Consider the following 25109-nt stretch of genomic DNA (forward strand, 5'->3'; position numbering starts at 1 on the left):
TATACTGCTATTATCTATTTTGATATGTATTTTCTCAGTGTTCATGTGGACGGAGATTGCAGCCTGTCAAAATCGACAGAAAATAATGAATCAAAAATTATAATATCGAATATATATAACATAGTAAACGGTACAAATTCCATGATAGGATATTCAATAGGAAGCAGTATAAATGATATATACAGAAAGGATTTTAACACTATCAGATTCTCCAAGGGCAAGTATGCAGACATGTTTGCTGGTACAAAAACGGGGCACAATATAATGAAATCCATAATTGAAACCGGAGGAATTCCCATGTATCCATTCATCGCATACAATGGCGGAGAAAGCTATTTTATCATGCATTTTGAAAGATTATCAATGATGCACAATATAGATCTGATCGAAAAAAATAACAAAATAAAATACTATGACTATATAACAGTAAAATCTGGGGACGGCATTATGGACATATCCAGGCAGTTGAATCGGGAGATAAGCCTTCTAAATCTTACGGTAACTGAAAAAAAGGTAATACAGGAAGCATTCAACAATGGATATCTGGACTGGCCCAGGACCACTAATCTTGATGACATAGCAAAGAAATTTTCCATATCAAAACCAACCGCTCTCTTTCATATAAGAAACGCAGAAAGAAAAATATTATCCGGGCTTATATCCAAATAAAATTTTGTTTATGATTTTTTTCTTTTCATCCTGCCGTGGACGTAACCCCTGAGGCCGTAAAAGTTCCTTGCAACATATACTGGCGAGAGAAAGTCCCGCATTCCCATTCTATGTGATAATTTAATTGTATCACCGTATTTTTCCCTTAGCTGCCATCGTCCATAGCCGTTCCAGTATGCCTGTTTTTTGAAATCACTGAAAGTTTCCCTTGTTTTCGTATATACAACACATTTATCACATACTGTATACCTTGCTCCTGCCCTTACCGCCCTTATGTTCAGGTCTATATCCTCTGCAGTTACAAAACTTTCGTCAAAACCGCCCAAGTCCGTGAAGAGTGATTTTGAATACATAAGGTTTGAAGAGGGAAGTGTCACATCAAATCCCCTGTAAAATAACTTGAGCCTCTCCATAGAATATCTCATGTTGCCGGTATTGATACTTTTTCCAGCAACAAGGTCGTATGTTTCAGTAAACATCCTCAGATTCCTGATCCAGTGTTCTCCAGCAATTGCATCCCCGTCAATAAAAGCCAGATAATTGTAGTTTGCCATGGATACGCCATGATTTCTTCCTGCCCCCCTTGTTGTTTTTTTTCTGTAATATTTGATAAAATCATATTTTGCAGCATACTCTTCAAGTATTTTTGGAGTTCTGTCAGAGCTCATGGAATCCACTACTATGACCTCAAATGGCTGCTCCTGTGGTATCAGAGACACTATAAGGTCCCTGATATTTTTCTCTTCGTTGAGAACCGTTACTATTACAGAAATTCCTTGCATTTACGGGCTTACCAATCCATTCTCTGTGTGTCCCTTTCCTTTTTTGTGTTTTTCTTGTATTCCTTGTAATGGGCCTTGCATAAATGTACTTTGGTCTTTTCCTCCTTTAGGGAGAAAACTTTACCTGCCAGGTCAGCCGGGACCGTCTGAAAGCTCTTTTCATTGCATCCAGTAACGTCACATATTTTTTCCATAAAATACCAATACCATATCTGTTTATAATTTTTTACCTTTTTCAATGTAGGAACAGGAACCACGTATAGTAAGCATCTTTGCAAATGACTTGGAAATATACAGTACATCGTTTTTATGCAGGTAATAATCCCTGTCCGGCTGGGCTATTGGCGGTTGATCCTTAATAATCCTAACCAAAACAGGTTCATCAACCACAGTTGTTTCCTCCTCCTCTGGCTGAGGGATTCTTTCTTCATAAGGCTCTTCCTTTTCCTCTTCCTCTGCGGGTATTTCTTCACGTTCTGCCTGTCTTGTAATCCCGATAAAATCATTATAGTACCCCTTCATCTGCCCGTTTAACTCTTTGATTATATTCTTTTCTTCCGAGCTCATATTGTAAAGGTATTCCTCTATTTCATCGTAAACAGAGTATTTTGCAATCTTTTCGAATCTTACCTGGAAAAATGCCTTGAAATTTTTTTTCACCTCATCGAGCAATCTAGTTATTTCCATGTACTCTGTTATATCTCTGGACACAACCATATCCTTTTCCCCGTTGAGGTCAATGAACAGTGAATGTATGTTTTTGTAGAAATTAGGCTCTATTTTGTTTAGTTTTCTCGATTTCCTCTCAGAAAACAACATAGCCTTTAGGTCTTCGAGCAGTTTGTCGTATTTACTGATGTCGATCATTATTATTACTAATACCACAGGCATTTAAATATTTATCATTTGTGGAATAAAATTATTAGGGGTTCAATATTCTGCTTTAATTTATTTATTGAAGAAATCCTTCCCATAAAATCTAAATGGTACCTCCTCAAAAATTTTGTGGAAAATTTCCATATAATCTATATATGAATTTTTTATCATTTCCGCTCTCTTTGGAACAGAGAATACGGGAATTACCTTCCCTGGTTTCTCTTTCTGGTCTGTATAATCGGTTTCCAGAAGAAAATTCTTTTTTGATTCTATGGCAGACTTTACATTGTTCCTTGAGGCAACAACCGATTTTAAGATGCTGTCATTGAAACTGATATCTCTGGCATTCGCGTGATGTTTCATTACCCTCTCTATTTTGTAGTGTTTTTTAATCAATTCTTCAATTCTCAAATAACCATTTTTGTCCATATCCTCAGTATGCAGGATCAACGGAATATTTCTGTCGTGGCATACATCCAGGGCATATTTGAGAATTTCCCCGGAATCATTATATATTTTCTCATCAACAGGAAAATGTGGATAACCAACCTCACCCATAGCATCGGCCTCTCCATTTATTATAAGGCAGGCTGCCAGGTCTATTCCTTTTTTCATGTACTCCAAAGGATCTTTCCCGGCAGACTGAAAATAGAAATAGTCCAGCGGATATGGGCCTATTGTGGTTACTGTGTTTATTCCTGTTTTCCACACTGCTCTGGATACATTCACTGTTTCACTGTAAAGTTTCTCATAATGAGAATCAGGTGTATAGATATAATCCGGGAAGTTTGCTATATTCATTGATGTCCCCCCGTATTTCACAAATTCCCTTGCTGCATCCAGGAAATATCCAGCTCTCCTGATATGCACAAAATTATCAAATACTGTTCTATATAATACCACGGAAATACATGAAGACTTTTCATATATTTATTTCGTTGTAATCCATTTCTGGCTATATATTTAATGTTTTTTTCTTTTGACCGCTAAGGGAAAATTTTATAATGAAATATACATATGCATTTAAAGAAAAGATTATAATCTTATGTTATAATTAAGGAAGAGGTGAATAAATGCAACAGGGTCAAATGGCTTATGATAGAGCAATAACAGTATTTTCTCCCGATGGGAGATTATTTCAGGTCGAGTATGCAAGAGAAGCAGTAAAAAAAGGATCCACAGCCTTGGGAATAAAATTCAAGGATGGCGTATTGCTTTTATCCGAGAAAAAGGCAAGGAGCAGACTTGTGGAAAAGAATTCACTGGAAAAAATTCAGCTCGTGGATGACAACGTGGCAACAGTAACATCAGGCCTTGTTGCCGATGCAAGAGTATTAATAGACTTTGCAAGGGTTGGTGCACAGCAGGAAAAGGTAACATATGGCTCGCTTACAAACATAGAAAATCTTGTAAAGAAAGTGGCAGACCAGATGCAGCAGTACACACAATTTGGGGGTGTCAGGCCTTATGGTGTATCCATCATATTTGCTGGAACGGACACAATTGGCCCAAGATTATTTGACTGCGATCCCGCTGGCACAATAAACGAATACAAATCAGTTGCAATTGGTGCAGGTAAAGATGCTGTAACCGATTATATAGAAAAGGAATACAAGGAAGATATGAGTCTTGATGATACAATAAAACTGGGAATAGCCGCACTTAAATCTGCCATAGCAGATGCAAGTTCCATGAAAGAGCCGGAAATTGCATCCATAAAGGTTGGTGAGCTATTCCACGTTTATACCAATGAGGAAGTGGCAAAATACCTTAATTAAATATTTGCTATTTTTATTTTTTATATAATTTTGTTGGCTTCTATATATTTGAAATAACAGTTTTATACTATATTATCATGACATATAGGTTTAAATGATTTCAGTTATTCTTGGTTTGCAGTTTGGTGATGAGGGAAAGGGCAAGATTACGGATTTTATAAGCAAGGATTATGATGATGTAGTCCGTTTCAATGGAGGCAGCAATGCAGGCCATACAGTTGTCATAAATGGAGAAAAGTTCAAATTTCATCTGGTGCCCTCAGGGGCAATGCAGAGCAACAGGGTTATACTTGGAAATGGCATGGTGATAGACCCAGAAGAACTTGTTGATGAAATAGACCTTCTTAAAAAATCTAAGAAAAATATTGACATAAAAATTAGTGCAGGTGCGCATATAGTAACAAAAATGCATAAATGTCTGGATAAGAAAGAGGAAGAGATAAGGTCAAAGTTGAATATTGGAACCACATCCAAGGGAATAGGCCCTACCTATGAGGATAAATATGCGAGGACAGGGATACGCCTTATAGATCTCTCTAATACTGAAATAATAAGGGACAAGATAGAAACAATATACAACATGAAGAGACAACTTTTGAAAGGCAGCATCTATGAAAATCCTGAAGAAAGGGGCAAAATGGTAGAAAGTCTCTGCAGCTTTGGCAATTCTATCATGAAATATATGGATTATACTGAGAACGTTATATATAATGATTACAGAAGCGGAAAAAACATACTTTTCGAGGGTGCACAGGGTGGCATGCTGGACATAGATTTCGGCATATACCCATTTGTCACATCATCCAACACACTGGCAGGGGCGCTCTCTACCGGGTCTGGATTTTCCTTCAGGAAGGTTGACCGTGTCATAGGAGTTTTTAAGGCATACACATCCAAGGTTGGAGCAGGGCCTTTCCCTTCAGAAATACTAAACGGCAGTACATTAAGGGATTTAGGCGGCGAATACGGAACAACTACAGGCAGGCCCAGAAGGATAGGATGGCTTGACCTTCCTCTTTTGAAATATACCATAATGATGAACGATGTTGATTCCCTTGCTATCACAAAGGTCGATATACTAGGTAAAATGAAGACAATAAAGGTTGCTACGAAATATACAATTGACGGAAAGGAAATTGATTACTTCCCCAGGAGATTGGAAGAATTTGATAAACTTCACGTTGATTACGTTGAATTTCCAGGGTGGGGAGACATAACAAATGGAGAAGACATAATTTCAAAAGGATACCAGGAGCTTCCAGAAAATATGAAAAAATTCCTTGAGTTCATTGAAGGGGAAACCGGGAAAACCATTGATATTATATCCCTGGGAGAGGACCGCCGTATGACCATAACAAAACAAATATTTAATTAATATAATGCAATTATGCCATGCGGCTTTAAGGACGTAGCTTTTAAGCCATTTTTAGGCTCCGATGGTGTAGTCAGGCCAAGCATTCCGGCCTTTCGAGCCGATGACTCGGGTTCGAATCCCGGTCGGAGCATTTTGATAAAGGTTTAATGTGGGTAATGATGGTCTAAGATCCAGTAAAAATTTTTAGCTAGAGTTTAAAACGCACCATGAAAAAAATTGTTTTATACAGACAGGCATATGAACAAGAATTATTATTGATTTTTAACCCCGCAATACCTGTCGTTTTAATGAAAAGCACGTTTGAATCCACACATTCTTTTACAAACCTGCCAGGTTGTTCATCATAGACTACTGCATTTTGGATTAGGCATATAATTTCTATTCCCGGGTACATCTTCATTTGCACAACTTTCTTACTATGTCCGCAGTGTTTAGTTTTTCTATATGAATTAGAAATAATATGACGTTTTATTATAAAATGTAAGAAATATTACAAAAATATAAAATCTAATTTAATCTAATTATCCTGTAAAATTCAGCCTTTTAAAAACTTACGTTTCTGAAACGTAATTAGTCCAAATTCGTAATATTATAGGGTAAAGTATTACCATGATTTAAAAGTTAAGAAATTATTTTTCCAAGCCTCAGCAGTTCTGGGAAAATGTCACCTAGTGTTCCGTATCTATAATTTCTAAATTTTTTTTACTCACGTTATAATTATATAATATGTCGGAAACATCCACCACCATTTCAGTTTTTACATAGAGACGTTGTATTTTACTATGTTTTCATACACTGATATGGGGGCAGATATCTGGATTATTTCTATTTGTTTCCTCTAATCGATAGAGGGGAGACTGGACATCTTCTTTGCAGGAATTATCTATGCCATAGCCTATCCATAAAGTATCTGGAGAAGGGAGGTCAGGATTGATAATGCATTATTCTGCACCGGTGAGTGGCACAATCTGTTCAATATGGGTAGATTTTAGAACATTCCCTCACATTCTCTTATCTTATAATCATTAACAATAAGATGGAAGAAACGAAAAATATACCAGCAATTATTAGTGCCAGTTTAATCCACTTTTCATGAGATAGCAATTTTGTCCTTGTTTGAGCGAAAGCCAATGTTAAAATAAAGACACTCTCTATTTCCAATGAGTCAAATAGATATGAAATATTATGTAAAATCAACCATATAATGTCAGTAAATGGGAATAATATTACGAACACTATAAGGCTATACATTAAACCAGCTAGACCCTCTTCCGTCTTTATTCTATAAAATATTCCTATTGAGGTTATATTTTCATCCGTTCTGTACTTATTAGAAACACTAAAAGAAAAAAAATTTTTTCTGAAATCTAAATGTATTCTTTCATTATCCAATAGAACTGAATCATCAGAATAAGTAGCTAGGCCTCCCCTTTCTATTGTTAACCCGTCTTCCCATTGACAAAAAATGCTAAGAGTTTCCTTATCATAGAAAGATATCCAGTCTATACGCTCTTTTTCAGTAAATATAAAATATTTTCTATCTATCTCCTTTGCCTCATAATCTAAATGTATTGAGTAATATTCATCTTTCTTAACTGGTTGGTTCAGTTTTATTAATAAAATATACCGCTTTTTTCCTAGATCTTTTTCATTCATAGCGTTTAAAATATCTTTTGGGACGTTTCCCTCTTCTTCTATCTTGTAATTTGGTAGATATATCAATTCATTTCCATCATTATCGATGATTTTTAGATTTGGCTTAAATTTTTCAACTTCCAAAATTATTTCTGGTAATATCCTCTCTGATGTGTTTTTGAAAGTTATTTTTTCCGTGGCATTTCTTTTAAGAATACCTGAAGGATGAGTATAATATATACGTCTGCTTATAATTTCTAAATCTTTGGGATAAAAAAATAACAAAATCTTCCCCTAATTATTCTTTTTCAGCCACAACATAAACAGTTATACCATTTTCCTCTATTGGTACATACACGTCATCGTGTCTTGGATGTTTAACTATCCTGATACATTTAGAATTCTCAAGAATTTTTAAACGTTCATCCCATGTATATTCTTTATCCACTCTTTTATTTTCCATTCATCTCCCCACTCATTTAATTTTAGTACAGTATGTATATGGTATATGTTGTGTATATCTCATATACAATATATATATTTTTTTATTGAGTATCTCCCTTTAGTCCATTCCTGAACGTATTCAGCAGCTCGGGACCCTTCAATATTTCCTCCAGGACATTCTCTATCAATTTAGACTTAAAAGCCTCTGGTGTCTTCTGAATAAGACTTTTGGTCAATCCTAGTATGGCCTCAGATTTCTCTATGACACCCTCTATTTCCTTTTCCTTGTCCACATATTCCATTGCCATAATAGTCCATGAAGGCAGATTTAAATATTTAAGTATACTTCACTTTTATTAAGTAAACTTAAGTGGATAACATGATCCTTCGAATAAATAAAAGTTCAGGCGATTTGAAATCTAACGTACACAGATTCATAGACCTTTCGGCACTCTCAACATCCAGTGTTGCACCCGCATTCAGCATTGCAGCATCATATGGCGTCATTGTAATGTATCTGGGTTTTTATTCTATCATGGCAATTATCCTCACTTTTCCGGTATGGCTCGGTGCAGCCATAATATTCAGAAAATTCAATAGGCTGTATCCAAGTGCAGGAGCCTCATATCACTGGGGAAACAGAATTGTATCAAGAAGATATGGATCAATGCAGGCGTGGGTAATCACACTGGCATATTTCTTTTCCATACCTCCAATTGTAATACCTGCTGGTGAATACACAGCAGTATTGTTATACAATACTGGAATCATAAATTATGCCACATACAATAATGCTACAACAATATTTATAATAGGAAGTGCGTGGATTTCAATTACGCTTATAGCTTCCATAATGGGTGCAAAACCCACGGCAAGGCTAACTGAAATATTCCTTGTCCTTGAGCTATCAATAATCGTTGTTTTTGTTGTAATAGCCATATATTTTCTTCCAGGGCATACTGTTAATCCAGTTTCATATAGCTGGTTTATAGGTTTTGGACAGATATTAAAGAGCCCATATAAATTTATGATAGCATTTCCTGTGATCGCAACCATAATGGACGGATGGGAAATAGACTCATACGCATCAGAGGAATCTTTTAACCGTGAAAAATGGCCAGGAACCACAGGGATTATAGGTCTTATTGCGGTATTTGCCATTTATCTGGTCACAATGACATTGATGGATATTGAAACCCCCATAAATCTGCTTTCAGCCAGTCTTGATCCACTGGCTACATGGTCTCAGTACATGATCCCAAAATATTCATTTATAATGGATATTGCCGTTATAGCATCCACAGCAAGCTCATTATGGCTTACAACCTATATACTCAGCAGGGCCTGGTATGCAATGTCCCGTGAAAAACTTTTTCCCAGGCAATTCGGATACATTAACAGGGAAAGGAAAAGCCCATATGCTAATCTTCTCATGATAGGCATTGCGGCAGAATCAATAAATGCGGTGATGCTTTTTGTACCCTCTATAGAAGGATTCTTCGCTGAACTCCTTTCAATATCTGGGATATTCCTTATGATGGAATTTGGAATAGATGCATTTACAGGCATATACCTCTATTCGCGCAGGCGACAAATAAGCAGGAAACATATGTACCTTGCAGTGTCAATATTTTCATTTACGGGTTTTTCTATTATGATTTTATTTGGTCTCATAACTGATACGATATTCCTTATACTTTTCATAATAATGATGATTCCCGCCATAATGATGCTGTACACGAATAAAAATTAGGATATGATTTGAAAGTGGCGTTTTCTCCCAGCTTTTGCAGGGAGCTTCTCACTTCAAAGGTTGCTGTCTTAATCTCCATGGACTTGAATTCCTTCGTGCTAAGCCATCCCACTTTAGGCACGCATGAAGCAATATGCTCTCCTATCTGCCGGCGGATAGAAGAATATCTTGCAAAGGAGGACTTCCGTTTATAAATGTTAAAAAATAAATTTTTATTACTTCGTTTTTTCATCCCTGTTATTTTCCTGTTTTTCTGTTTGCTTGCCCGTCTGTTTAGGTGCTGCAGGTTTTCTACCATAGAAGTAATAAACCGCAGCCCCAAGGAGGACTATTGCCACACCTATTCCCACGTATGCACCTATATAATCTGTATGAATCGGCACTACATTGGTGCTGGTAAGTGAGTTTGTCGTTGTAATACTTGTTACAGTATATGTTTCGTTGGCTGTAGTTGTTCCACTACTTACGTCCTTAGAATATGAATTTACATTTTCATACAATATGAGATCCGTTGCAGGGTTCACATAGATGGCACCAGTAATATTCATGTATGAGGCGGCACTTGTAGAGGTTGCCTTTGCAGTAACTGTATGTTCATCTATAATGTACTCTGTAGCTTTCACAGGTCCAAAGGGCGTCTTGTAATAGGGTAATACAACTGCTTTTGAATAATTAAGTGTGAAGTTACTGGCAAAGCTGTCATATTTTCCCTGATATATTGGGTGCAATAATGTCACATTTTTGGAAGTACTGCTGACATAGATAGGCACCATATATTTTGCCTGGGAAATTGGTAAATTCGAATACGAGGTCGTCCCAGATGATGTGGGAACAGTTATATTTACAGCAGTTTTATTTGAGCTGCTAACTGTTACGTTGTAATAGTATGTGTTCGGTCCTTCGCTTGTGTTGGTTATGCTGGTTTCCCCTATTCCTTTATGCATTGAATATGTATGGCTAGCATGATATCCGGATATGTTGCAAACATAATTCATTGAGGATCCACTTGCCAAATATGATGGTGTGCTGGGGCTTGCTGCCATGGATAATGGAACACCGATCATAAGGGCTGCTGTAAACATAGTAGCTAACACTAAAAGACCTTTATTATTTAGAGGTTTCATAAAATAAGTAATTATATATCATATAAAAATTTTTGCATAAAAACATATGTGGGACGTAATTATTTTTTACCCTTTTCCTGAATTGTTCCGGGATTTTTTGTGATTATCACATAAACCCTACGTCCAATATACCTTCTTGGAACATCCGCTTTTCCTGATGTTCCTATGGGTGTTACCGTGCGCTCGAGAAAACCCTCAATCTCATTTTCGTTCAGTATAAGTTTTCCATTATCCACTTCAAGTCTTCTTACCATGTATATGGATATCTATAGATAACTATTTAACCTTTTGTTACATTACCATTTATGTCAAGAATCGTATCCGGGGACATTAAGGATAAACTGCATGAACTTGACAGCATCCTATCAAAGAAATATGTACTTGAACACCCTAAAAAGGAAAGGGACTGGAGAACCTACGAGCAAGAATTTGCACAGAGAATCAAGATGGCGATGGAGGATCTTGATCCATTGATAAATGAAGCTGTTTCAATGATACGGATAGTTCCAAGAGCTGGACATCCACATTCTCTCACCCTGGAACAGAGGGTCAAGCTGTTGATGATCAAGCAGCTTGTGGGTGAATCAAACAGGATGTTTGCAAACATGCTTGCCATATTCTCCATGTTATCAGGAATAGATGTATCATACAAAACCATAGAAAGACTATATTCAGATGAGGAGGTCATAATTGCAGTACACAACCTGCATGTACTCATACTGGGGAAAAAGGATATTACGAATTCCAGTGCAACAGGTGATGGTACAGGTTATTCCCTTACTGTGAAGAAGAACTATGAATCATATGCACAGAAGCTTAAGGATCTTGCCAAGGAGAATCCTAAAACCACTGGGGAAAAGGATGGAAAGAAATCAAAGTCACATAAGAAAAGATTGTTTGCATATTCATTTGCCATAATGGACCTTAAATCAAGGATGTACATTGCCTTCGGTTCATCAATGAAATCTGAGAGGAGTGCTTATGACAGAGCAATGGATCTTCTTTCCTCAATAGGTATAGAAATGGATTCCATACGACTGGACAGGTATTACTCCTCTCCATCATACATGGATAAACTTGGGGAAACAAAGGTATTCGTAATACCGAAGAAGAATTCCACACTGAATGGATCTCTGAAATGGAAAAAAACAATGAAAGATTTTATTGAGAATACCATGCCATACCTGGAACAGTACCATCAGAGAAGCAATTCTGAATCTGGATTTGCTGCAGACAAGAAGATGCTTGGATGGAATGTAGCACAGAGAAGGGATGACAGAATAGATAATGCACTATTCTGCACCGGCGTGTGGCATAACCTGTTCAATATGGGTAGATTTTAGAATAGTGTCCCACACTCCATAAAAACGGCTTTGGGACAAATTTATTCATGGGTTCCCCTCAGTATTTTTTCATCATCTGAGGTTAGTTTCACCTCTCTGACATGCAGTGTAAGGGAATACTGTTCCAGGAAATTTAATACCTTTGCAGCATCCTCATTCCTGAGTATCAGAACTCCTCTTAGGAGCTTTCTATGAGGTATGCTTTCCAGCAAACCATGCCTATGGTACTTATACTTGCCATTCCCTGAGGTTGAATCCTGTCCATAGAACTTCTGCATGAACTTGTTTATTGTTCCATGAGCTGTCTTCTCTGGAAAATGAAAGAGTATCATTGTTCCATTCATTATGTGGAATAGTACACATAACTATTTAAACCTGTTCGTTATACATATATGTGGCAAAGAAGAATATAGAGGATCTGAGGAATCTTGTCAAATCGGTAAGGGATAAATCCTTCCCCTACGAGAAAAGGGATCAGGCCGAAAGGAACTGGCATCTCTATGACCAGGCACAGGTGAATGAAATAGCCGATGTGCTGGAAACAATCAGGGATGTGGTTAACATAGCCTCTTCCCGTATTCAGGAGGAGAAGAGGGGAGCTGGAAGGCCTCCAGTTCCAGCCTCAGACATAGTCAAGGTTATGCTGATGCAGGCATACTTCGGCATGCCCAACCGCATAGCTGAGGGATTTCTTAGGCTGTTCAGTGAAAAGCTTGGGATATCCTCAGAATTCTCCTATAAGACCATAGAGAGAGGCTATGAACCTGAACGATCAAAGAAGCTCCTGGATGAGGTTCTCAGGATCATGAACGAATCAGGCAATTCCACGGAGAAGATATTCTCCACAGATGGAACAGGTGATCCGGCAACGATGAAGGCCAACTATGAATCGAAGAGAAGCCAGCAGAGGATCGAGAAAGAGAAGAAAAAGGGCGAGAAGGAGCAATCGGATTCTTTTCCCCACACGAAGGGAAAACACGACTTCCAGTATTCATCATTTTCAGTGGGAGTCCATACAAAGATGATAGCGGGCCTATACACCACAGATGACCACTCAATAGGAGAGCTGTCCATGTTTCCAGGTATAATGGCACAGACCATAGACCTGTGCCCTCAGATAGAGACAATGTTGGGGGATGCACTGTATTCAAGCAGGAAGATCTGCTCTACTGTTGATGGATACGGTATAACTCCCTATTTCCTTCCAAAAACTAATGCAACATTCCGTTCCAAAGGAGTGCCATCATGGAAAACAATGCTATATGGATTCATTGATAATACTCAATACTGGATGGAGCAGTACCATATGAGATCAATATCAGAATCTGTGAATTCAATGATGAAGAGGAAGATGCCTGTAAAGATAAGGAAGAAACTGTCTCAGAGAAAGAAGACGGAGGAGACCCTGAAGATCAACATGCACAACCTGAGGCAGTACAGCTACCTGAGGCGTACAAATCCGGAGATGATAAAAGATTACCGGGGATTCCCCTCAAAATAATATTGTCCCAAAGCCCATAAAAACACACTCTCCGCATGTCCAACCGGATCGGACATGTATAATTCATCGGCAATGTAGTTTATTACGATACAACAGATTCTGATTGCTTATCTATCGTGGCAGACAAGTTAAAATTTGGGGGATTAATATTGTATTATGAAGCAACAAAATAACCCCCCGTTATGTAATGTAAAGGACACTAAAGAATTTTTCTCCTCAGCTATGAAGATCATGTTCACACCCGTCATGAAGAGAAGGTCAATCTATACTGAAGGCGATGTATCAGGAACACTGAGGAATGCCATTGCAGATCGTCTGTACGTTGAGACATACATAAGGAATTACGGAAATACAAGAACACCGTCAGGTGATACCATGTTCAGGCTGTTGAAGGGAATTGCATCTGAATCCGGTTCACACAGGAGAAAAGGATCTGATATGGGTAAGAGCAGGAAAACAGTGAGAACTGGAATAGAGAAGATACAGTCACTGCTGGATCTCATCGTTAAGAAGGCAATCTCCACTGGTGCCTTCTCAACATCTGTGAATGTTGCCATAGACGAACATGACCATCCATATTACGGTACCGACAGCAGATACCTCATAGCTGTGGGTTCGAAGAAGTTCAGGGTTACAGGCAAAGCATACAGATTTGCAACACTGGAATCCGTGAAGAAGGGTGAGAGGTTTGTACTTTCAGTCATGAGGCGTGATCAGCTTGACGGCATTGACAATTCCATGGAGGTAAGGACACTTATTGGACATGCAGTGGATCTTGGAATAAAGATCAACATCATTCTCATGGATCGTGGCTACCTGGATGCAGGTGTGATGAATGATATGGATATCATGGGGATGAAATACATTGTACCTGCAAAGGACAATCCAAAGGTGTTGAGGTTCAGGGAAAAGGAGATGCATTACTCTGCAAAGAATGATCTGTCATTCCTTGTTGTGAATGACAGCATAGATTCAGGGAAAGAGGTGGCTAAAACCACCTTCGTCCATGTGAGATACCACAGGGACGGGAAACTTCATGATTTCTGCTTTTACACAAATATTGAGGTCACTGAGGACAATGTTGAAAATCTTGCAGAGATATACAGGGAAAGGTGGAGTATTGAGAATGGTTATGGAGAGAAGATAGTTTTTGAGGAGAATACACATTCCCCCGACATTGGCGTGAGATATTTCATATTCTATTTTTCAGTACTGCTCTATAACCTGTGGATTCTCATAAATCTCATGAGAAGGCTTTCGGGGCTGGCATGGATCATATTCATGGATTTCGTAATAGACATGAAAATGGGGAGATGGGGATCAATAACCGGTGATTTTGGATAAAGCTGAAGGCAAATTCTGGTTTGAGAGGATAGAGAAAGAAGAGTAACAGCCATGGCTATGTCCATGAATCACATGAAGGGATGCTGTTACTGTGAAAATGGATGATTCCTGTAGCATTGGATGCTGCAGATCATAAGGTTCTGCAGGCATGCAGTCATGAAAAGTGACATAATATTGGTGAAACGGGAAAATTAAGTGTTGGTTCTCAATACATGCGGAGAGTGTGAAAAAAATGGACTTTGGGACAAATTTTTTCATCATCCGAATATGTTTCGTAAAGTTAGGGTTATAATTAGATAGTAGATTGTAGTTGAAATAGCTACTATATATATATATATATATATATATATATATTCAAAGTATTTTGATTTATATGAACAGGAAAGTAAAGCTTTTAGGTATAGTAGTCATCGTTAGCGTGATGTTATTGCTAAATTTCTCTGGAATACCCAGCCATTCTGATTTAAATGGTAATCAAACCATATCACCTTCTACTTCCACTCTATCTTCAAACTCATCACTTGGGAAAGGCTCTCTACAAAATGGGAAGTTTAATTATAAACAAACTTCCGCTGAAACAAGCAGTTTTAATCTTTCTACAACAAATAACATGAGAATTGCCAATAAAGCACTTGATACGAAGGAGTTTGAGTTGGAGAATGTAATAGGTTCTCTTTTTGGAAAGTGGTATAATCAAACTTATGGTCAAAATAATAGAGCAATAAACTCTACACATTATGAATCGCTATTCAAAGAATTTCTAAGGTCAAGCGTTACTGCCTCACTACATCTGCACGATCTCTCATCTCTGGAGATGAAATCACATTCACTCCCAGATCAAATCCCGTCTAAGGCTTCATTTGTTCATCAAGTTGTAAAGACAGGTCACATAGTAAAGCAGATTAATACTACCACTCCTACTCCCAATGGAGTCTATCATGATCACAGTGTTGAGTATGTTGCGTATATTAATGGAACCGTTTTTAAAGCCTGGAAGGTCAAAGTTACAACACCCAGTGGTAGCATAATCGATCCCTGGGTGTGGGTAAATATCAATTACTTTGTTTATAAGGCTCCCTGGTGGCTTGGTGGGTGGTCTATAACATATGGGGAACAGGATCACTACAATGTGAAATTCAGTGGTTCTGCTGCTCAGTCATTTTTCAACACATGGGAGAGTGCTACCACCGATCTTGGGTATGGTCTTTCTGCCGCAGGATTAATTGCATTGTTTATCCCCGTGCCTGTATTGGCTCAGGCTATTGGCGCTGCCCTAATATTGGTTGGGATTGGTTTACTCTATGAAGGGTCTACCATGCTAAATTATTTTGAGAGCACCGGCTATTCCTATATCCACATGGAATTTGTAAATGATTATTATTACCCATGGGTTGTCACACCTCTTGGTTCCCTTGCCTCTTCTATGGGGCTTTACGGACTGGATAACAATGGAAATTCCTACACATTTTGGTACAATATTCCATATATTGCCTATGGTGGCTACACTGCAGTTTTCTTCAGCGAGTATATTTCAAACAATTGTCATCAATTTGTTAATGAATATGGCAGTGGAAATCAGATATGGTTCTCATAATGGTGGTGTAGCAAGTGATTCCTATTTTTTATTTTTGGATTGCAATACTCGCAATTGAAGTTCTTGGGTTGATCCGCACAGTAATATTCACGATTGGCAAAGCGAATATCTCTGTAAATAGAATATTATTCATTATACCAATATTGCTTTTTGTTTTCTCTGTCACAATAACTGGAGCGGAGGTTTACTTATTCTATCCGCTTTTAATGAAAGCACAGTATAATGCAAGTATAGAAAACGCACAATTCGTTTTATTAATCTTAAACTTCCCTGCAACTATTCTAGCGGCGCTATTGTATGGTCACTGGCGAAGAACATAAGTAGCTTATCAATCGCCAGGCAGTATAAAATAAGAGCATCAACCCTTCCATGGGGTTCTGTCGATAATTTAATATGGTTATAGGAATAATATTTGATATGGTACAATGTTAACGGTCCAACACCACATACACTGACTTTCAGTGATCGCTGTATTCTGTATAGATACAACTTGGTTCTAAGTCTATTTACTACAATACTTTTATAACACAGAATTTTACGAGGTATTGCCGCCCTTAATGTGTTTGTACAATACTCAATTGGGAGTCATTGTTCTTGCAGAAGGAATCATTCAATCACCCTGCAAATCCGAATAGTTGGTTTTATGTCTTTGATGAGTTCGGATTTACCGTGCCTGTCACCTATTTCTCAACACACATCTTTCTGCTCTTTCTGACAAAGGCAGTTTCATCATGTCGAAAATTTAGGCATTCTCTTCCTTATTCCTATTATTATAGGTAGAGTTCCTGTTTATTTTTCCGGTTTGGGGGGAGTCTATTAGGACACTTTTCCATATCAGTGCTCCCATTAGTTTCTGGAATTTGTGTAATAATTGCACTGGGACTTTCACTCGCCTCTATGAAGCTAGAAAAAGCGAGGATGATCAGTATCAATCAAACAACTGAGTTTGGTGAATAAATACTTTTTTTACCTGAAAAGGACGTGTTAGAGACCTAAAATTAAGAGATGATTAAATGAGATATTTAAAAAAATTTGTTTATTTTAGGTGTGAACATCTTAACCTACCAAAATTAATGTGGGTTTCCATCTATCATTTAGAAAGCAGGATTTGCTGACATTTTTAAATGGGCCTGGCCGGATTTGAACCGGCGATTTCTTCCGTGTGAGGGAAGCGTCATAACCACTGGACCACAAGCCCGTCACTCTATATCTGTTTTTAGTTATTAATTTTTTAGGGTTTAATGGGAAGTGGAGTAAATGTGAGCACAAACATTACCAGTGAAAATACTGCTATTCCTATATCAAATTTTGATATCTTTTCATAATCGTTCAATGCCGGCGGATGTACCATTCCCATGAAAATCACGAACAAAGCCAGGAAAAACCAGCCTATGTAATGATATGCGATAGTCAGGTAAAGCATGAATCCTATGAATATGTACCCAATTATGTATGATTTTCGCCCCAGTATTCCTCTTGCTATATGGCCCCCATCTAACTGTCCCGCAGGTATGAGATTCATTGCTGTTGCGAACATTCCAACCCAGACAGCAAAAACCATGGGGAATATAGGGACATTTGTAGGTTCTACAATGCCAAACAGATGATAAATCTCAGGATAGTTAAGTACAAATGGTATATAATTGCCTATGGGCTTAAATATTCCCTCTAAATATTGTGCAACAAACATTAATGGAATAGCAGCAAGAAATCCTGCAATAGGTCCTGCAGCACCTATTTCTGCCATGGCCTTTCTTGTTGGTACAGGATCCCTGAGTGAGACAAATGCTCCGAATGTTCCTATCATATAGGGAAACGGGATAAAAAATGGAAGTGATGCATTGACGCTATACCTCCTTGCAACTATATAATGTGCTGTTTCATGTATTCCAAGTATAAACATCAGTGGAAGGGAAAAGAAAACAAACCCGTAAAGCAGTTTATATTCTTCAGCTAAGGGTCCTGGATACACAAAACTGCTTGCGTATATGGATCCAACATATATTGTAGATACCAGTGTTAATATCAGCATAATGAGATTTACCTTGTTGCTCCTGTACGAGGCTTTCGGCCTTATTCCCACCTCAACATAATGTTCCACATCCAACACTAGCATGGGTATGTAACCCATGGGCACTAGTATTTTCCTTAATTCGTCGAATTGCAAGTTAATATCGGGATTGTCACTGTCAAAAAAAAGGAATTTAATGCTTGCAGGGTTGGCCAGAACTTCATATGTATTGATCTTTGATTTTACAATATCAATGACCTTTTCCATATTCTCGTTTTCAACCTTTACACTTTGAAACATAATGACACCTGCATCCACTGTATTTTATTTAATCGTGGTAATTAACCAATAATGTAGTAATGCTTTTAAAGTTTTATGCCTTTGAAAATTTATTAATGCATTTATTTTTTATGTACAGGGATTACAATTTATAGGTGAGGCATTCACTATTTAATGCATGGAAAGATTTATTTTTAAATGAAGTATAGTGTTTTAAAATGGATACATTCTCTGATTTTATGAACTACCTGGAAAAAAATGGGAATTTAATGAAACATGACCTAAAGTTGGATGAAACATCTGACATATATAAATTCTATCAAAAACTATTCAATTCAAATTATATTAAGTTCACTCCATATGACCCAGGAAAAATAGATGTGGCAGCAACAGACAGCTCAGAATTCCTGAGGATGCTATACAATGGTAAAAATATAGTAATTATCAGGGCGTATACCCTTTATAATAACAGTATTACATCAGACTTTCATGCTGACCTTGTTGCAGTTGATCCAGTTGACCAGAGAAACTTTACTATACTGCTCATGGAGCATTTAGAGCATAAATCAATAATAAAATTTCTGGAAGAAAATTCTCCGGAATACATATTCGTGGACGGTTCTTTGAAGGGCAGATTATCACATAGAATCGAGTCACTTTCCATTGAAAAATATGAAAATTTCATGTATGATTATATGAAAACACTTAAAGAACTCATAAGAAAAGCCTATGAGAGAGGCACAACGCTCATATTCATGGCAAAAAGCAGTTATACTGAATCCTTCAAAAAATATCTTTTAAGCACTGCCCGCAATGACGCAGAAACCCTGAAGATAAAAGAAAAGGAATCGGGCATTTATAGAAATGACCATTATATAATAAAATCATTTGCAAAGGAAAGTGGATATACAACTCCAGTAATGTACCGTAAAAGTCTGGAGGGCACAGACATAAATTATGTTTCCTTTGATATTCTTCCTGATCCCCTGGATTTGCCTATGAAAGTCCAGGTACTGTCAAGGGATTTCATAAGGGAAGATCTGGACCAGAAGCCATACAATCTGGACGAGAAGATAATAAATACACTATTTTACGGTTATACAGGGTACAAGGTTTATAACCTGTGGCTGGTTGATGTGGACAAGAAAGTCAAGTTCAGGTCAGCAGAAATGGAGAAGATATATATGCGTGCACTGGAAAGAAAACTTGGAATAACATTCTATGAAACGAGGGGTGAGAGACGTGCAAGAATCAGAGCCTAAAATAGGCTATACAATCGGTGAAAATACTTCTGGAAAATTTCAGTTTGTCATATCGGATGAAAGCAATATAAAAAAATGGGAATATGTCTATTTAAAAATCAGAGAGGAAACGGTGATAGGCAGAATAGAGGAGGTAATATCAAAAAGCGAGTTAATGAATGACAGCATGGATTACCAGAGCATTGACCGCTATGCTAAAACCGGGCTGAACGATTTTGTGAATATATGTATTTCAACTATACTGGGAAGGCTTGAAAATGGGTTTCTTTCCCAGTCAAGGGAAATCATAAAACCGGGAATGCCCGTTTATCCTGCCAGTGATGAAATACTCCAGAAGGTATTTACATTTAATGATGAGAAATCTCTGGATATTGGGTCATTGCCAGACAATAATGTACGGGTTGCCCTAAATGTCAACGGGTTGAGGCGCCATCTTGCCATACTGGCACAAACCGGGGCAGGAAAAAGCCATACAGCAGCCGTCATAATGGAGGAACTTCTCAAGAAAGGTGCATCAATTATAGTCCTTGATCCACATGCAGATTATGTGTTCATGAAGAAGGGTACGAATGGAAAAATGTATTCTGACGGAATAAGCGTCTTCAGGACACCATTGAGTACAGGAAGATACACAAATAACGATGTTGGGATAATAAATAACTTTACAATCAGGTTCAGTGACCTTTCTCCTGATGACGTAAAGGGTATAATGGACATAAGGGAAGGCTATACTAACCTTATTTCAATTGTGGATGACATATACAAGAAAATGAAGGGCAGAAAGGATCTTAATGATTTTCTTGAGACAGCTGAATCACTTTCCCAGGAGGATTACAAGAAAATACGGGGGAGGCTTACTTTTTTAAAGAAAATAAAGGATATATTCCAGGATTACACAACCGGGATAAACGATTATCTTGGTCCCGGGAAAATGTCAGTAATGGATTTATCGGGAATGGACCAGTTCCTTGCTAATTACTTCTCATACAGGGTTTTAAGCTCTATTTACGATGTAAAGCTATCATCGGAATTCAAATACCCTGTATTCGTCTTTATTGAGGAGGCACATAATTTTGTTCCACCGAGAACCAACAGCAATATAGCTAAAATGATTAAAAAAATAGCAGGAGAGGGCAGGAAATTTGGAATATTCCTTGTGGTAATCACCCAGCGCCCAGGGAAAATAGATGCCGATGTCCTGAGCCAGTGCAATTCACAGATTATACTCCGTGTCACAAATCCATCGGACCAGAATGCCATACTGGAAAGCAGTGAAAACATTACAGGTTATCTCATGAACGATCTCCCATCATTAGACACAGGGGAGGCTATAATAGTTGGAGAGATCGTGAAAATGCCAGCCATAGTCAAAATAAGGGACAGGGAAACTATGGCAGGAGGTTCAGATATTGATGTAATAGCACTTCTCAAGGAGGCAAGGGAGGAGGTAAGGAAAAAGAACGATCCATCTGAAGTAAGGAAAAAGGCTAAGGACCTCCTGGGGGAATTTTAATGGCGCGTTTTCTCCATTTATCGGACACACATCTGGGTTATAAGCAGTACATGATGGATTTGCGGGAAGAGGATTTCTACGAATCATTCAATGAAGCCATAGATTTAGGGCTGGAAGAGAACGTTGACTTCTTTGTCCACACAGGGGATTTATTTGATACATGGTCGCCTTCAAACAGGGCAATGAATGAATTCAAGAAGGCCATGATAAAACTTTATAAAAAGAATAAAACAATGTATCTGATAATGGGCGATCATGACCGTCCAAAGAGAACGGACGAAATAGCATCGAGAATATTTGATTTTCTTGGTGTAAAACTTCTTGGGACAGAGGGGCTCCAGAGCATTGTAATAAATTATGGCAATGAGGATATACTGCTTTCCGGTATCTCAAATATGAAAGGATTAAGAAAAAACAGCCTGGTGGAACAGTACAGGAAAGCAGATGTGGAAGCAAAATCATACAGGAATTCCATAATAATGTCACATCAGGGTGTTTCACCATATCTCATAGCAGAGGCGTGTGAGGTTGATTCAAAGGATCTCCCGGTAAATTATAAATACCTTGCATTCGGCCATGTCCACGATTCCTATTTAATCACAGATAAGTATCCTGTGTTTTCCTATGCAGGATCCACAGATTTAAACAGCACAAACGAGATTAAGAATTTTCTGAGAAACGGGAAATCAGTAAATCTTGTTGATATTGAAAAGGGAAAAATAGATGCACAGAGAATAAAGTTAAAGACAACAAGATATCAGAACACTGTAAGTTCCGATTTTGCCAACTACCTTGAAGATACACTAAAAATAATTGAAGCCCCGAAAAGCAATGAGAAAGAACCTCTCATATCTGTAACTATTCATGGGGAATCTGACAGAGATGAGGTAAAATCCAAGATCAAGGCACTTGACCATGTTATCATCAGGGGCCCGGTATTCGAAAAGGAGGTAAAAAGCATAGAGGAGAAACCCAACATGTCCAAACTGCAGGACTATTTCAGGGCATATTTCAAGGACGATACTATGGCGCAGCTGGCAGAAAATATATTCAATTCCATAAAAAATGAGGACAGTGAAACATCATACAGGCTTATAAAAGAGATAATGCAGGTGGAATAATGATTATAGAATCCATAAAAATCTCAAATTTTCTGTCGCATGAGAATACGGAAATAAATTTTGAACAGGGAGTGAACATAATTACCGGAAAGAACGGTGCAGGGAAAACAGGCATACTTGATGCCATAAAATTTGCACTGTTCGCAGAATCCAGGAATAATGAAAAAAATAATGAACTTATAAAAAAGGGAAAAAATTTCTTTGAAATCACATTGAATTTTAATATAAGCGGAGACCATTACGAGGTTTACAGGCATTTCGGTGTAAAAAAGGCAAAAAATGCAGAAAGGCTTGCATATGTAAAGAAGAACGGTGTAATGACCGCAGAAACATATGAGGGTGTAAATTCAGAAATAACAAGAATCCTAAATGTTTCCAGGGACGTATTCAAAAATTCTGTCTTTGTTGAGCAGGGGCAGATGGATTCCCTGATATCAGGTACTCCAAAGGAGAGAAAAACTATGTTTTCCGACATAATAGGGCTTACATCACTATCAAGGAGCGCTGACCGCCTCAGGGAAATCATAGGCAATTTCAGGGATGAAACCATGCTTCTCCAGGGTTCAAGCGACAGGCTGGAACAGACCACGCAGGATGTCACAAAACTGGAGGCAGATAAAAGCTCTGCATTTGAATCGCTCTCCATTGCAAAAACCGAGACAGAAAAGTATTCCAGGAAACTTGATGCACTGAGAGTTAGGCAGAAGGAAAGGGATGGAATACAATCACTTATTCAACACCTGAAATCAAGCATTTCAAAGTATGAAAATGAAATAGCCACAAGGGAAAATAATGCAGAACAACTGAAATCCAGCATCTCAAAAATTAAATCCACATCTGATAAGGTTAAAAAACTGCAATCCAATCCATATTATATCAGCAGGGATCCTATAAACAACTACTTCCTGGAGAAATCTGGAATGGACAACGCCTTGAAGGATGAACAAAGGGCCAAATCAAAACTAACGGAGTATGAGGAATATGCCAAAAAACTTGAAAGCCTCTCAGAATACCATAATAATTATTCAGAACTTCATGATAAATACATATCAAACAGTGAGAAAATTAAGGAATATAGAAAAACACATGAGACATACCTGACCACAGACAGCAAGTTAAAATCCCTGTCTGAAAGGCTGGATAGGAGTAAAACATTCCTTGAAAATTTTATGAAATCCTCCGGTTTTACTATGGATGCCTTAATAAACTCCAGAACAAGAAGGGAAGAGATTAATCGTGAAATGAGAGAAAAAACATCTAGAAAATCAGAAATAAAATCTACAGTGGTATCATATAATCAGGCACTCAAAGAAGCAAGGGAAAATATGGATACACTTAATGGAAAGAACACCTGCCCACTGTGTGGCACAGACCTTACCCCTGACCATATGAAATCCATCCTTATGGAATACAGTGAGAAATCAAAAAAAATCCTCGAAAACATTGAACTATTGAAATCAGAGAAGAAATCCATTGAAGAAGATATAGAGAAACTGGAAAATCAATACAAAATATTCGGAAACACGGAAACAGAAACGGCAGCATCATATATTCAGGAAATTAAATCCATGGAAAGTGATAAGGCCACTCTGGAGGGAGAACTTGGGAATAACTTAAATGGCCATAAACTGTTCATCGAACTCTCAAATGAGAATGATAAACTGGATAAAAATATGAAAGTTATCCAGCCATATGAAGATGAATACATGCGGCATAAAAGCATTATTTCCGGTATTGACATCGGAGCTATCAGAAAGGAAATCGAGGATGCAGAATTATCCATTTCGGGATACAGGAAAAATATGGAGAAATTTGTATCAGAAATAGGCTTTTTGCCTGAATACGATGAGTACCTAAAGACCGGACAAATCTCCTCAGAAATAGACCGGCTTAAAATAGAAGTTGACCGGGAACGTGAAATGGAAGCACACCTGGAATCCTTAGAGTATGAAATAGAGGAAAGGCAAAAATCAATTGTTGATATTGGAAAAGAAGTGGAAGTAAATGAAAGAGAGTTGCAAAAATACCAGGGTTTAGATGATCAGGTTAACGAAATGGAATCACTGTACAGGGATGCAAATCAGAAAAGCATCAAAATGAATACCCTCGTGGAATCTTACTCCGAAAGAATAGCAGAAAACAAAAACATTGCAAAGGATCTTGAACAGGATGCCGAAAAATACAAAAAGCTCCAGAAGTCCATATCTACACTTGGGAAAATAAGGGATGCATTTGATTATAATGGAATCCAGGCAATAATAAGAAAGGACGCATCCGCTTCGATGACCAACCTCACCAGAAAATATCTGCAGTCATTTAACCTGGATTTTGACGACATTTCCATCGATGAAAATTTTGATATAAAAGTCACACAGAATTCCATGGAACAGACACTGGAATCACTGAGCGGTGGTGAAAAAACGGCACTTGCCATTGCCATAAGGCTTTCTGTTGCAGAATATGTACTGGACAGGATAAGCACCATAATTATGGATGAACCCACGAATTTTCTGGATGAGGACAGAAGGAATAATTTGAAGGATATTATACTTTATTCACTGAAGGGAGAAAATCTAGTTCCACAGATGATAATGATAACACACCACAGCGAGTTAATATCTGTAGCAGATGCATCCTATGAGATAATAAAAACTGGTGGGATATCCCGTGTAATTTCATCCTGATCCATGAATAGTAATAAAATT

23 protein-coding genes and 2 tRNA genes are annotated in these 25109 nt (G+C 37.8%); 13 read left to right on the forward strand and 12 right to left on the reverse strand.

The genetic code is table 11. The annotated features are described in order from the left end of the window. Positions 1 to 24: 24 nt before the first annotated feature. Positions 25 to 669 carry a helix-turn-helix domain-containing protein gene (locus AMDU4_RS03055; protein ID WP_290704030.1) on the forward strand — a complete coding sequence of 215 codons (645 nt, stop codon included), beginning with the start codon at positions 25 to 27 and terminating at the stop codon, positions 667 to 669. A gap of 8 nt (positions 670 to 677) precedes the next feature. Here the strand turns inward: AMDU4_RS03055 and AMDU4_RS03060 are convergent, their stop codons facing one another. From AMDU4_RS03060 to AMDU4_RS03075, 4 genes are all read right to left on the reverse strand, one after another. Next, the gene (locus AMDU4_RS03060; protein WP_021786520.1) at positions 678 to 1451 is read right to left on the reverse strand and encodes a glycosyltransferase; all 774 of its coding nucleotides are present in this window, start codon (positions 1449 to 1451) and stop codon (positions 678 to 680) included. 8 nt (positions 1452 to 1459) lie between these two features. Beyond that, complete coding sequence (locus AMDU4_RS03065; protein WP_021786521.1) at positions 1460 to 1645, reverse strand: hypothetical protein; 186 nt, start codon at positions 1643 to 1645, stop codon at positions 1460 to 1462. A 22-nt stretch (positions 1646 to 1667) separates the two neighbouring features. After that, positions 1668 to 2318, reverse strand: coding sequence for a hypothetical protein (locus tag AMDU4_RS03070; RefSeq protein WP_290704032.1), 651 nt, complete (start codon positions 2316 to 2318; stop codon positions 1668 to 1670). 81 nt (positions 2319 to 2399) lie between these two features. Next, complete coding sequence (locus AMDU4_RS03075; RefSeq protein WP_021786523.1) at positions 2400 to 3230, reverse strand: TatD family hydrolase; 831 nt, start codon at positions 3228 to 3230, stop codon at positions 2400 to 2402. A gap of 170 nt (positions 3231 to 3400) precedes the next feature. On the opposite strand from AMDU4_RS03075, the gene psmA reads away from it, so the two are divergent. The 3 genes from psmA to AMDU4_RS03090 all read left to right on the forward strand — a co-directional run bounded on the left by psmA (position 3401) and on the right by AMDU4_RS03090 (position 5610). Further along, the gene (psmA, locus tag AMDU4_RS03080) at positions 3401 to 4105 is read left to right on the forward strand and encodes an archaeal proteasome endopeptidase complex subunit alpha (protein ID WP_021786524.1); all 705 of its coding nucleotides are present in this window, start codon (positions 3401 to 3403) and stop codon (positions 4103 to 4105) included. Between the two features lie 94 nt (positions 4106 to 4199). After that, complete coding sequence (locus tag AMDU4_RS03085) at positions 4200 to 5480, forward strand: adenylosuccinate synthase (RefSeq protein ID WP_021786525.1); 1281 nt, start codon at positions 4200 to 4202, stop codon at positions 5478 to 5480. A gap of 55 nt (positions 5481 to 5535) precedes the next feature. Then, positions 5536 to 5610, forward strand: a tRNA-Glu gene (locus AMDU4_RS03090). An 881-nt stretch (positions 5611 to 6491) separates the two neighbouring features. On the opposite strand, the gene AMDU4_RS03095 is transcribed toward AMDU4_RS03090, so the two are convergent. The 3 genes from AMDU4_RS03095 to AMDU4_RS03105 form a co-directional block, all read right to left on the reverse strand. Further along, the gene (locus tag AMDU4_RS03095) at positions 6492 to 7400 is read right to left on the reverse strand and encodes a hypothetical protein (protein ID WP_021786527.1); all 909 of its coding nucleotides are present in this window, start codon (positions 7398 to 7400) and stop codon (positions 6492 to 6494) included. Between the two features lie 13 nt (positions 7401 to 7413). Then, positions 7414 to 7578, reverse strand: a complete 165-nt coding sequence (locus AMDU4_RS03100) for a hypothetical protein (RefSeq protein ID WP_021786528.1) — start codon at positions 7576 to 7578, stop codon at positions 7414 to 7416. A gap of 82 nt (positions 7579 to 7660) precedes the next feature. Next, positions 7661 to 7861: a hypothetical protein gene (locus tag AMDU4_RS03105; protein ID WP_290704035.1), complete on the reverse strand. Its 201-nt coding sequence runs from the start codon at positions 7859 to 7861 to the stop codon at positions 7661 to 7663. Between the two features lie 77 nt (positions 7862 to 7938). Between AMDU4_RS03105 and AMDU4_RS03110 the strand changes: the two genes are divergently transcribed. Beyond that, entirely contained in the window at positions 7939 to 9312 is a 1374-nt protein-coding gene (locus AMDU4_RS03110) for an APC family permease (RefSeq protein ID WP_021786530.1), read from the forward strand. A 215-nt stretch (positions 9313 to 9527) separates the two neighbouring features. Here the strand turns inward: AMDU4_RS03110 and AMDU4_RS03115 are convergent, their stop codons facing one another. Then, positions 9528 to 10436: a hypothetical protein gene (locus tag AMDU4_RS03115; RefSeq protein ID WP_021786531.1), complete on the reverse strand. Its 909-nt coding sequence runs from the start codon at positions 10434 to 10436 to the stop codon at positions 9528 to 9530. A gap of 59 nt (positions 10437 to 10495) precedes the next feature. Beyond that, positions 10496 to 10690, reverse strand: a complete 195-nt coding sequence (locus AMDU4_RS03120; RefSeq protein WP_021786119.1) for a DUF2080 family transposase-associated protein — start codon at positions 10688 to 10690, stop codon at positions 10496 to 10498. A gap of 51 nt (positions 10691 to 10741) precedes the next feature. Here AMDU4_RS03120 and AMDU4_RS03125 point away from each other — a divergent pair, with 51 nt between their 5' ends. Next, a complete protein-coding gene (locus tag AMDU4_RS03125; RefSeq protein WP_021786532.1) occupies positions 10742 to 11779 on the forward strand; it encodes a transposase in 1038 nt (345 codons plus the stop codon). 41 nt (positions 11780 to 11820) lie between these two features. On the opposite strand, the gene AMDU4_RS03130 is transcribed toward AMDU4_RS03125, so the two are convergent. After that, the gene (locus AMDU4_RS03130) at positions 11821 to 12123 is read right to left on the reverse strand and encodes a hypothetical protein (protein WP_021786172.1); all 303 of its coding nucleotides are present in this window, start codon (positions 12121 to 12123) and stop codon (positions 11821 to 11823) included. Between the two features lie 50 nt (positions 12124 to 12173). Here AMDU4_RS03130 and AMDU4_RS03135 point away from each other — a divergent pair, with 50 nt between their 5' ends. The 3 genes from AMDU4_RS03135 (at position 12174) to AMDU4_RS03145 (ending at position 16218) form a co-directional block, all read left to right on the forward strand. Next, positions 12174 to 13280 carry a transposase gene (locus AMDU4_RS03135; RefSeq protein WP_021786533.1) on the forward strand — a complete coding sequence of 369 codons (1107 nt, stop codon included), beginning with the start codon at positions 12174 to 12176 and terminating at the stop codon, positions 13278 to 13280. A gap of 156 nt (positions 13281 to 13436) precedes the next feature. Next, complete coding sequence (locus tag AMDU4_RS03140; protein ID WP_021786534.1) at positions 13437 to 14624, forward strand: transposase; 1188 nt, start codon at positions 13437 to 13439, stop codon at positions 14622 to 14624. 373 nt (positions 14625 to 14997) lie between these two features. Continuing rightward, positions 14998 to 16218 carry a hypothetical protein gene (locus AMDU4_RS03145; RefSeq protein WP_021786535.1) on the forward strand — a complete coding sequence of 407 codons (1221 nt, stop codon included), beginning with the start codon at positions 14998 to 15000 and terminating at the stop codon, positions 16216 to 16218. 1125 nt (positions 16219 to 17343) lie between these two features. On the opposite strand, the gene AMDU4_RS03150 is transcribed toward AMDU4_RS03145, so the two are convergent. Beyond that, positions 17344 to 17416 (reverse strand) — tRNA-Val (locus tag AMDU4_RS03150). Between the two features lie 33 nt (positions 17417 to 17449). Further along, positions 17450 to 18529 (reverse strand): site-2 protease family protein, encoded by a 1080-nt coding sequence (locus tag AMDU4_RS03155; RefSeq protein WP_021786537.1) that lies wholly within the window; start codon positions 18527 to 18529, stop codon positions 17450 to 17452. A gap of 197 nt (positions 18530 to 18726) precedes the next feature. Between AMDU4_RS03155 and AMDU4_RS03160 the strand changes: the two genes are divergently transcribed. From AMDU4_RS03160 to AMDU4_RS03175, 4 genes are read left to right on the forward strand one after another with little or no spacing between them, the layout of a single operon-like run. Beyond that, positions 18727 to 19770, forward strand: a complete 1044-nt coding sequence (locus AMDU4_RS03160) for a DNA double-strand break repair nuclease NurA (protein WP_021786538.1) — start codon at positions 18727 to 18729, stop codon at positions 19768 to 19770. Next, positions 19751 to 21283, forward strand: a complete 1533-nt coding sequence (locus AMDU4_RS03165) for an ATP-binding protein (protein WP_021786539.1) — start codon at positions 19751 to 19753, stop codon at positions 21281 to 21283. The genes AMDU4_RS03160 and AMDU4_RS03165 overlap by 20 nt, the downstream gene beginning before the upstream one ends. Next, on the forward strand, positions 21283 to 22404 hold the full coding sequence (locus AMDU4_RS03170; protein WP_021786540.1) for an exonuclease SbcCD subunit D: 1122 nt from the start codon (positions 21283 to 21285) through the stop codon (positions 22402 to 22404). Before AMDU4_RS03165 ends, AMDU4_RS03170 begins: the two co-directional genes overlap by 1 nt. Beyond that, entirely contained in the window at positions 22404 to 25088 is a 2685-nt protein-coding gene (locus tag AMDU4_RS03175; RefSeq protein WP_021786541.1) for an AAA family ATPase, read from the forward strand. Before AMDU4_RS03170 ends, AMDU4_RS03175 begins: the two co-directional genes overlap by 1 nt. Positions 25089 to 25109: the final 21 nt, after the last annotated feature.

This window comes from Ferroplasma sp. Type II (assembly GCF_000496155.1).

Coding starts and splice junctions, on each gene's coding strand:
- AMDU4_RS03130 (WP_021786172.1), bottom strand. CDS start 12,123: ATGAATGGAACAATGATACTCTTTCATTTTCCAGAGAAGACAGCTCAT.
- AMDU4_RS03155 (WP_021786537.1), bottom strand. CDS start 18,529: ATGTTTCAAAGTGTAAAGGTTGAAAACGAGAATATGGAAAAGGTCATT.
- AMDU4_RS03070 (WP_290704032.1), bottom strand. CDS start 2,318: ATGATCGACATCAGTAAATACGACAAACTGCTCGAAGACCTAAAGGCT.
- AMDU4_RS03085 (WP_021786525.1), top strand. CDS start 4,200: ATGATTTCAGTTATTCTTGGTTTGCAGTTTGGTGATGAGGGAAAGGGC.
- AMDU4_RS03065 (WP_021786521.1), bottom strand. CDS start 1,645: ATGGAAAAAATATGTGACGTTACTGGATGCAATGAAAAGAGCTTTCAG.
- AMDU4_RS03060 (WP_021786520.1), bottom strand. CDS start 1,451: ATGCAAGGAATTTCTGTAATAGTAACGGTTCTCAACGAAGAGAAAAAT.
- AMDU4_RS03115 (WP_021786531.1), bottom strand. CDS start 10,436: ATGAAACCTCTAAATAATAAAGGTCTTTTAGTGTTAGCTACTATGTTT.
- AMDU4_RS03145 (WP_021786535.1), top strand. CDS start 14,998: ATGAACAGGAAAGTAAAGCTTTTAGGTATAGTAGTCATCGTTAGCGTG.
- AMDU4_RS03170 (WP_021786540.1), top strand. CDS start 21,283: ATGGCGCGTTTTCTCCATTTATCGGACACACATCTGGGTTATAAGCAG.
- AMDU4_RS03140 (WP_021786534.1), top strand. CDS start 13,437: ATGAAGCAACAAAATAACCCCCCGTTATGTAATGTAAAGGACACTAAA.
- AMDU4_RS03160 (WP_021786538.1), top strand. CDS start 18,727: ATGGATACATTCTCTGATTTTATGAACTACCTGGAAAAAAATGGGAAT.
- psmA (WP_021786524.1), top strand. CDS start 3,401: ATGCAACAGGGTCAAATGGCTTATGATAGAGCAATAACAGTATTTTCT.
- AMDU4_RS03105 (WP_290704035.1), bottom strand. CDS start 7,861: ATGGAATATGTGGACAAGGAAAAGGAAATAGAGGGTGTCATAGAGAAA.
- AMDU4_RS03055 (WP_290704030.1), top strand. CDS start 25: ATGTATTTTCTCAGTGTTCATGTGGACGGAGATTGCAGCCTGTCAAAA.
- AMDU4_RS03100 (WP_021786528.1), bottom strand. CDS start 7,578: ATGGAAAATAAAAGAGTGGATAAAGAATATACATGGGATGAACGTTTA.
- AMDU4_RS03120 (WP_021786119.1), bottom strand. CDS start 10,690: ATGGTAAGAAGACTTGAAGTGGATAATGGAAAACTTATACTGAACGAA.
- AMDU4_RS03125 (WP_021786532.1), top strand. CDS start 10,742: ATGTCAAGAATCGTATCCGGGGACATTAAGGATAAACTGCATGAACTT.
- AMDU4_RS03175 (WP_021786541.1), top strand. CDS start 22,404: ATGATTATAGAATCCATAAAAATCTCAAATTTTCTGTCGCATGAGAAT.
- AMDU4_RS03110 (WP_021786530.1), top strand. CDS start 7,939: ATGATCCTTCGAATAAATAAAAGTTCAGGCGATTTGAAATCTAACGTA.